Source organism: Streptomyces sp. HB132 (assembly GCF_016909575.1).
In the GTDB taxonomy this organism is placed as follows: Bacteria; Actinomycetota; Actinomycetes; order Streptomycetales; family Streptomycetaceae; genus Streptomyces.
The window spans coordinates 119507-128072 of the sequence record NZ_JAFBGA010000020.1 but is presented as its reverse complement, the minus strand read 5'-3'; the positions used below and the strand labels follow the sequence as shown (position 1 = coordinate 128072).

The following is an 8566-nucleotide window of genomic DNA, read 5'->3' as shown; positions in this document are numbered from 1 at the left end:
GGCGTTGCCCCCCGCCAGCACCCCCCGCTGGGGCCCGCTCCCCAGGTCCGACAGGGGGTACACCCCCTCCGGTTTTCCCGGCTCTGGGCCCCCGGGCCGGGCCCCGGGCCCGGCCCCGGCCGCGGCTCACGTGCTAGTGATGCCTCGTCAGCACTTGGTCGCCACGGAGATGCGAGTGGCGGTGGTGGCGCAGGGGAGCGTGGTCATGGCCGGGCCCTCGAAACCGCCGGTACCGGTGGGCTCGCTGATGACCGTCAGCTGCTCCTCCATGTCCCCGAAGAGCGCTTCCAGGTTGGTGATCTGCATCTCGGACTGCTGCATTTCGTGATTCCTCTCAGCGAGCGGTGGTGGTGCCCCTCCTGATCGGGCGGGCACACGTCCCTCATCAGGACACGCATGCGATCAAAGTCGAGACGCGTCACTCCCGTGTTCCAAGGATGATTACCTGCGTGTTTCAGCGGCGTTATAAGCGCAGGTCAGCCGCCCCGCAGCTTGCGCCTTCCACGCGGTTGCCACCGACACCGACACCCGACTCCCGGGCCTGACCCGACAGCAACGGGCGCACACAGGCCCGTCCGCACCCACCCCTCGACGCCCCACACATCGGTGATCGGCACCGGGGAGGGGCGGATCTCACCCACGCACGGGTCCCCGGTGACCTACGCGGACGGCACGCGCTCATAGCGGTCCTGGCGGGCCGTCACCATTTGGCGCCACGCGCGGTGTTACCCCGCCCGCACGCAGGCGCGTCAGCGTTGGCGGCGCGGATCGGCGTACGACGCGCTCCGTCACGTGATCTCGAAACGGGCCGCAGTGCGCCAAGTCAGCGCCGCGCTCCGCGAGTCCGACGGGGCCGGCCGGGATCCGGACGGCCGATCGTCACGAGCGGGAGGTCCCGATCGATGTGCGCGCTGATGATGCCGGTGCCCTGGATCGCCCGGCCGCGGGCGGCGCGTGGAGCGCGATGCCGGAACAGCTTCGGTCCGGATCGGTGCGCGCCGCGTGCGAGGAAGTCGCCCTTTCCCAGGCCGGGACCGCTGCACCGACGATCCCCTTCGTCCTGAATGGACTCCGGTTGTTGCTTTCGCCCGTGCTGCGCGAACGTTTCAACGCACATACAATGAACCCGATTTGACTGCCAGGTCGCTGCAACATCGCTGCGGTTGATGGCGGAGAGCCCCGATATCGTCTGTGACCCCGCCCCACAACGGAGCCCTGATGGATCCTGATCCCCTGCCACCGGCGGCCGGACCGGCCCTGCGGGCACCTCGAAGGGGCACTGTGCCGGCGGTCATGACGGGGCGTCGGACAGCGAGCCCGGGGAAGCCCGCCCAGCAGCGCGGCGGTGCACACGCGCCTGTCCTCACACGCTCCGTGCCACCTCAGCGACCGTGGAGCGGCCGGTACGCCGCTGCTCGTCGAATCTTCACGGATCATTCATACCTGCTGTACGACCCGCTCGATCTCAGGCCCGCAGGTCCACCGGGCACATCCGGAAGAGGCAGTCGGCCCCTCCATGGACCGACTCGTCAGCCGGGTGAAATCCCGGAAGATCGAACCCAACCCTAGGACCCTTCTCCCGTGACCTTGCTATCAGAATCCTCCATAGCACTCGGCGTCGTGACGGTCCTTCTGGCCATCACAGTCGTGCTGTTGGCACGCTCGCTCAGGAAACAAATACGGCGCGGCAAGGAATACGCTTCGGCCCGCGACAGCTTTGAGTCCCGCATGCGAGATGCCGAAGCGCGTGCTCTGGCAGCAGCAAAGGAAAGGCATTCCGCTGAGACACACACCGTCGAGGTCGAAGCCTACGCAGAGGAATTCCGTGACGAGGTACGTCACCTCGTCTCCGCGCGGCTGCCCGCGCTGGCACTGAATCTGATCAGTTCGCACCATCCTGTTCCCGGCCTGCTGCACGAGAGCCTCGCCGGTTCCCACGACGCGCTTCTCCTCGACTCCGTGCTCGAGCACGTCTCCGTCAGCCTGCTCAAGGAACGACGCCGGGTGGACGCTGCCGCCCGGGCCGCCCTGCGTGGTACGAACCAGGACGCGCAGGCGCTCTCCTACCGTCTGCAGACGGAGATCGACGAGCTGCAGCACGAGTTCAGCGCCCCGCAGAGCCTGACCAGCAGGCTGCTCCAGGCGGACCACCTCAACGAGCAGCTGCTGCGGCTCCTGCAGAAGTCCGCCGTCGCGTACGGTGCCTGGCCTGGACATGTCCGCAAGGACACGTACGTGACCGAGATCATCGGCGGTGCCTCCTCACGCCTGCGCGGGTTCGAACGCATTCAGATCATCTCGCGGCTCCGGTCCTCCGACATCGGCGTCGTAGGACGTGCCGCTGAGCCCATCGCGATGGCCTGTGCGGAGCTGATGGCCAATGCGCTGGAGCATTCACGCGACGACCTGATGGTCGAGGTGAGCGTGCTCCAGACCGGGAACGGCAACGTGTGCATCACCTTCGACGACTCGGGCACGGGTATGACCGCGGAGGCAACCATCCGCGGGACACGCCTGCTCTCCGGTGACCAGCAGGAAGTGATGCTCACCGACCTCGGCGACCCGCCGTCGCAGGGCTTTGCGGCCGTCGGCCAACTGGTGGCCGACTACGGCTTCGCCGTCTCCATCAACCACCAATCCGCCTACGGTGGGGTGCGTGCTGTGCTGTCGATTCCGCCCAACCTGTTGACCTCCATGAACGAGGAGGCGAAGCCCCCGTCCGCGATGGCTCCGCTGCCCGCCTCGGCTCCCCAGGTCCGCAAGCGCCCCACCACCGCTTCCACCGCTCAGCCTGCCGCCCCGGAGCCGACCCGCAGCCCCGCTGCGGCCGCGGACGCCGGAGCCGCGCCCGAACTGCCCCAGCGCAACCGGCGCACCCTCGCGGTGTCGGCCATCGAGGATGCCGCGCCCCGATACAAGCCCCAGGATCCTCGCCGCGCCCAGGACACCTGGAACGACTTCCAGGAGGGGCTGGCCAGCGGCCGAGTAAACACCGATTCGGAGGAAACCCCGTGACCCTCAACAACTACAGCCAGCCTGACCAGGCCGCCTGGTACCTGAAGCCCATCACGGAGATCAAGGGTGTCCTGCACGCCCTGACGATGACCCGCGACGGCATGGTCCAGGCCACCTCGGAGCATCTGAAGCGGGACGACGCGGAAGGCATAGGCGCGATGACCTCCGCCTTCTACGCCGCCGCACGGGCCGCCACCAACACGGCCCTGGGTCAGCCGGAGAACACACCGTTGGTCACCGCGACCACGCAGAACGAGCACGGCATATACATGGTGATGCCGGCCGGGGACAACACGCTGATCGCCGCTGCGGGCACCGACGACATGCCCATGGGGGTGGTGGCGGGCGCCATGGCCCGCCAGGCCATGAAGCTCGGCCAACAGAGCATGTCCGTCCCCGCCCGCGCCCAGGACGGCCTCTCGTGAGTCGGGAGCGGAGGCTGCTTCCGCCCTATCTGGGAACGGGAGGTACCGAAGCACCGGCTTCCGGCAGCCTGGACAGGCTCACGGCCGTCCGTGCCACCGGTCTCCCTCTCCCCAGTTATCACACGCCGATACAGCTGCGAATGGTCGAACTCGTCCTGGACGGCTCCCTCAGCGTCATCGAGGTGGCCGGCTACCTCAAGCTTCCGGTCGGCGCGAGCCTCATGATCGCGGGCCAGCTTGTCAGTGACGGGCAATTAGAGGCCAGCGACCCGGTCCCGGACGCTCTCTCCGCGTTGCGCGCCGACCGTCCATCGAAAGCCGTTATGGAAGAGGTTCTGAGTGGGCTCCGCCAACTCCTCGTCGCCTAGCACGCGCCCGGTCTACCTGCCGGAGGGGACGCACAAACGCATCAAGATCCTTGTCGCCGGTCCCATCGGTGTGGGCAAGACGACGTCGATACAAACGTTGTCAGAGATACCGACGCTGCACACCGACGAGATCATGACCGACGCCGCGGCGACCACCGACGACCTGAGCCTCGTCGGTCTGCGCCACAAGACCACCACCACGGTGGCCATCGACTTCGGCCGCCGGACCCTGCCGGGCAACAAGATCGTCCTGTACCTCTACGGAACGCCGGGGCAGCGCCGCTTCCTTCCCCTGTGGGAGGGCATCGCCTTCGGAGCTCTCGGAGCGCTCGTCCTGGCCGACACCCGGCGTCTGGACGAGTCCTTCGAAGTGATGGATCTCATCGAGGAGCGCGGTTTGCCGTACGCCGTCGCCGTCAATGACTTCCCTGACTCACCCCAGTACCCGACAGAACTGCTCCGCTCGAAGCTCGATCTCGACCCGGCCACCCCCCTGGTCACCTGCGATGCCCGTGACATGAACAGCAGCCTCGAGGCCCTCATCGCCCTCACCGCCCATTCCATCTCCTCTGCCGCAGCCGGAGCCGAAACCTCGTGACCATCACCCCCACCGATGCGCCCGTGTGCCTCCACGGGCCCGAGCACGCTGCCAACCCCCGGCGCAGCTACGAACTGCTGCGCCGGCAGGGGCCCGTCGGCGTGGCCGAGGTCGCCCCCGGTGTCGTTGTCCGTCTGGTCACCGACTACCAGGCCGCGATCGAACTCCTGCGGGACACCGACACCTGGTCCAAGGACACCCGCAGTTGGCTTCACCAGGTGCCGGAGGACAGCCCGATCAGGCCCCTGGTGGAATGGCGGCCGAGCCTCTTCTTCGCCGACGGCGAGCAGCACGCACACCTGCGCCGCGTGATCACCGACAGCTTCGGCCTCCTGGATCCCCACGAGGTACGCGCCCTGACGTGCCGTTACGCGGACACGCTGCTCCAGGAGTTCGCCGACACCGGGAACGTCGACCTCGTCAGTCAGTACGCAACGCAGCTGCCGCTGATGATCTTCAACGCCTTGTTCGGCATGCCGGACGAACACGGCCCTCGGCTCGTGTGGGCCCTGTCGGCGATGGTGGACAACGATCCGGAGAGGCAGGCAGCCGGCGGACAGGCCTTCGGCTCCTACCTTCAGACGCTCTACGCCACCAAGGCCGCTCAGCGCGGGCAGGATCTGACCTCGTGGTTCATCGACCACCCCAACGGCCTGACCCAGGAAGAGGCCACCAACCAGATCCTGATCACGCTCGGCGCGGGTAACGAGCCCCTGGCCAATCTCATCGCGAACACCTTCGTCCGCATGCTGAGTGACGAGCGCTACTTCGGCACCCTGACCACAGGCAGTCTCCCCATCCAGCACGCCATCAACGACGCGCTGTGGAACGAGTCCCCCTTGGCCAACTACAGCTTCCACACGCCCAAGAAGGACATCAACTTCCACGGGACCGCCATACCCGCGGGCTCACCCGTCATGGTCTCGTACGCCGCCGCGAACACCTGCCCGCACTCAGGCACCCCGTCCGACGGCTACCGGTCGGGTTCCAAGGCGCACCTCGCCTTCGCTGCCGGCCCTCATGCCTGTCCCGCCAGTGACGTGGCACTGCTCATCGCCACCACCGCGATCGAACGTCTCGTCAGCTATCTGCCGGACATCGAGCTGGCAGTGCCTGCTGGACAACTCGTGTACAAGGCGGGGGCCGTTCACCGGACGCTCACCGCGCTGCCCGCACGCTTCACACCGCTGACCCCCGACGCCAAGGGGGCCACGCCCTGGTCCCGGAGCCCCGCCGACCTCAGGGAGGAAGGGGGGCCGGCCTCGGCGGATGCGGACCTCGGGGCACGGTACAGGCCCTCGGTCTAGCTCGCGCGGCCGCTGGAGGTGGTGGGGCCGTCCGTGGGGACGGCCCCACCACCTCATCCAGGAAAGACCGTGTCCCTGGTCCGTCCTCTGTGTGAACGAAATGACATGACGGCTCTCGATTAAGGGATCGACTGATGACTGAGATGCTTCCCGCCCCTCCTGACGTCTCTTCTCTGCACCACGAGGTGGGCTCCGCCCTGACGGGCTTCCTGGACTCCAAGGACCGATCGGCCCCGGGTGCAGAGCTGTTGCACCTGACGTCCACTCTTCGCAAGCTCCTCGACGGCGGTAAACGCCTGCGTTCCCGGCTGTGCCTCTACGGATGGCAGGCGGCAGGGGCGACGGGAGAGCCGGCGGCCGCCGTACGCACGGCCGCCAGCCTCGAACTCTTCCAGCTGTTCGCCCTGATACACGACGACGTGATGGACGACAGCGACATCCGTCGCGGGCAGCCGTCCGCCCATCGCGCCCTCGCCATGACCTACACCGACGACGGTGGGCGCCGCGACAGGGCCGAAGCTCACGGTCTCGGCGCCGCCGTGCTTCTCGGAGACCTGGCGCTCGTCTGGTCCGACGAACTGCTAGAGACGGCGGGGTCCGCCCCCGACCGGCTCGCCCAGGTCAGGCCGCTCCTGGCGAAAATGCGGAGCGAGATCATGTACGGCCAGCTCCTGGACCTCCAGACCACCGGCCGCCTGTCCGACGATGTCGAGACCCCGTTGCGCATCATCCGGTACAAGACGGCGAAGTACACGATAGAGCGCCCTCTGCACATCGGGGCGGCTCTGGCCGGCGCGGCCCCACCGGTGCTGGAGGCCTGCACCGCCTTCGGAATACCGTTGGGGGAGGCGTTCCAGCTGCGGGACGACCTGCTCGGGGTCTTCGGTGACTCCGCCGACACGGGCAAATCGGTACTCGACGATCTACGCGCGGGGAAAGCCACGGTACTGATGGCGCTCGCGGTCAAACGAGCATCCCCCTCGGAGTTGGGCACCCTGCGCAGCCTCGTCGGCCGGAGCGACCTGAACGAGGAGCAGGCACACGTGATACGCGCCATCCTCGCCTCCACGGGCGCCCGGGCGAGCGTGGAGGAAATGATCGCCGAGCGACGGGCCACAGCGCTCGCAGCCCTGGACGAGGCCCCCTTCCCCGGCGTCACGACGGCCTCCCTGCGCGGCCTTGCGGACGCCGCGACCGCGCGCCAGGCATAAGAGCGGCAGCGCCCGGTACACATGCATCCCAACAAGGAGGAGACCACCCCCATGAGCAACGCGCCCGCCGGGTCGACCTTTGCCGAACAGGCCATTGATCTGGTGGCCGGGGTCGACCAGGACAGGTGGGGCAGTGTGCGCCCTTCCCTGTACGAGACAGCCCGTGTCATCTCAGCGGCACCCTGGCTGCCCGGTGAGGCGCGCCGGGTCGAGTACCTCCTCGATGAACAAGCACCCGACGGCAGTTGGGGTGCCGGACCGGAGCCGTATCGTCTGCTCCCGACGCTCAGTGGGGTGGAGGCCGCGCTGGCCGTATTCCGGCGTGCCACCGTTTCCGAGGACGTCAGAGCCCGGCTCGCAAGTGCGGCGGCACGCGGTCTGAGCGCGCTACGCGCACTTCCGCCGGCCGGTCCGTGGCCCGACACGGCAGCGGCCGAGCTCCTCGTTCCCGGGCTGGTCTCAGAAATCAACGAACACCTGGCCCTCATCGGCACCGAAGAGACTCCCCGCCTGGCCGACGGAGCCGTGACGGACCGCCTGGCGGTGCCGGGCGGATACCACGAAGGGGCGCCCGCACACGTCGCCGCACGGTACAAGGCCGCGGGTAGCCTTCCCGTCAAGCTCCACCACACCTTCGAAGGCATAGCCGGGCACATACCTCGGCTGCTCATGCCCCAAGCCGCGGGCCTCCTGGGAAGCTCGCCGGCCGCCACTGCCGCCTGGGCCTCATCACATACGCCCGACGCCGTGGAGCAGGCTGTCGCGCACCTGGAGCCCGTCGCACTCCGGTACGACGGACTCTTCCCCGAAGCAGCCCCCATCCGTGTCTTCGAGCGGCTCTGGGTGGCCGCTGCGCTGGCCCAGGCAGGACTGCCCACCTCCACCCTGCCCACCATTCGCGGGTGGGTCGACGAAATCTACGATCCCGAAGGAGTACGCGGCGCGCCCGGCCTCATGACGGATGCCGACGACACGGCCATGGCCGTGCTGGTGGCCTCCCTGGTCGGCCGGCCGTACGGGCCCGGACCTCTCGACGCGTTCCACAACGGCAGCCACTTCGACTGCTACGTCGGAGAGGACACCGGGTCGGTCACGGCGAACGCCCACGCGCTCCAGGCCCTGGTCAGCTGTTCGCGGCGTCTCCCCTCCGAGGACGGCATCGACGATCCCCGGGCGGACAAGCTGTGCGACTGGCTGATCGGCCAGCAGAGTGCCGAAGGGCACTGGCCCGACAAATGGCACGCCTCTCCCTACTACGCCACCGAGCGGTGCGTCAGGGCGCTGGCGCAGTACGGAGGGCATCGAGCCTCGGCCGCGGTCGCGAAAGCCGCCGCCTGGACGGCGGACACCCAGCGGGACGACGGCTCGTGGGGCGTCTGGGGCGGCACCGCTGAGGAGACCGCGTACGCCGTCAAGATTCTGCTCTCCGCTGCCCCTCCCGCGCCCACGCCGGACCAGGTCCGCGCGCTCGGCCGCGCCGAGGCGTATCTGGAGGCCGTACCGGACGCCGGCGCCGAGCACCCCGCCCTGTGGCACGACAAGACCCTCTACGCGCCCCACGCGATGATCGAAGCCGAGATCCTCGGCGCGCGGGAGATGCTGCGGATCCGTCACCTCTGAGGCGATCGACCCCCTGTACGAC

The 8566-nt window shown here is 68.4% G+C and carries 9 protein-coding genes; 8 read left to right on the top strand and 1 reads right to left on the bottom strand.

Annotated features, from left to right (window positions below):
* Nucleotides 1-147 precede the first annotated feature (147 nt).
* Complete coding sequence (locus JOC24_RS30200) at nt 148-321, bottom strand: hypothetical protein (RefSeq protein ID WP_205023604.1); 174 nt, start codon at nt 319-321, stop codon at nt 148-150.
* Between the two features lie 583 nt (nt 322-904).
* Here JOC24_RS30200 and JOC24_RS30195 point away from each other — a divergent pair.
* The 8 genes from JOC24_RS30195 to JOC24_RS30160 all read left to right on the top strand — a co-directional run bounded on the left by JOC24_RS30195 (nt 905) and on the right by JOC24_RS30160 (nt 8544).
* A complete protein-coding gene (locus JOC24_RS30195) occupies nt 905-1135 on the top strand; it encodes a hypothetical protein (protein ID WP_205023603.1) in 231 nt (76 codons plus the stop codon).
* Between the two features lie 593 nt (nt 1136-1728).
* Nucleotides 1729-3015 carry an ATP-binding protein gene (locus tag JOC24_RS30190; RefSeq protein WP_205023602.1) on the top strand — a complete coding sequence of 429 codons (1287 nt, stop codon included), beginning with the start codon at nt 1729-1731 and terminating at the stop codon, nt 3013-3015.
* Nucleotides 3012-3440, top strand: a complete 429-nt coding sequence (locus JOC24_RS30185; protein WP_205023601.1) for a roadblock/LC7 domain-containing protein — start codon at nt 3012-3014, stop codon at nt 3438-3440. Before JOC24_RS30190 ends, JOC24_RS30185 begins: the two co-directional genes overlap by 4 nt.
* Nucleotides 3437-3808, top strand: coding sequence for a DUF742 domain-containing protein (locus JOC24_RS30180; RefSeq protein ID WP_205023600.1), 372 nt, complete (start codon nt 3437-3439; stop codon nt 3806-3808). Before JOC24_RS30185 ends, JOC24_RS30180 begins: the two co-directional genes overlap by 4 nt.
* Before the next feature lie 97 nt (nt 3809-3905).
* Nucleotides 3906-4406, top strand: a complete 501-nt coding sequence (locus JOC24_RS30175; protein WP_374104543.1) for a GTP-binding protein — start codon at nt 3906-3908, stop codon at nt 4404-4406.
* On the top strand, nt 4403-5713 hold the full coding sequence (locus JOC24_RS30170) for a cytochrome P450 family protein (RefSeq protein ID WP_205023599.1): 1311 nt from the start codon (nt 4403-4405) through the stop codon (nt 5711-5713). Before JOC24_RS30175 ends, JOC24_RS30170 begins: the two co-directional genes overlap by 4 nt.
* 134 nt (nt 5714-5847) lie before the next feature.
* The gene (locus JOC24_RS30165; RefSeq protein WP_205023598.1) at nt 5848-6924 is read left to right on the top strand and encodes a polyprenyl synthetase family protein; all 1077 of its coding nucleotides are present in this window, start codon (nt 5848-5850) and stop codon (nt 6922-6924) included.
* Nucleotides 6925-6975: 51 nt separating this feature from the next.
* Complete coding sequence (locus JOC24_RS30160) at nt 6976-8544, top strand: prenyltransferase/squalene oxidase repeat-containing protein (protein ID WP_205023597.1); 1569 nt, start codon at nt 6976-6978, stop codon at nt 8542-8544.
* The last annotated feature ends 22 nt before the right edge of the window (nt 8545-8566 follow it).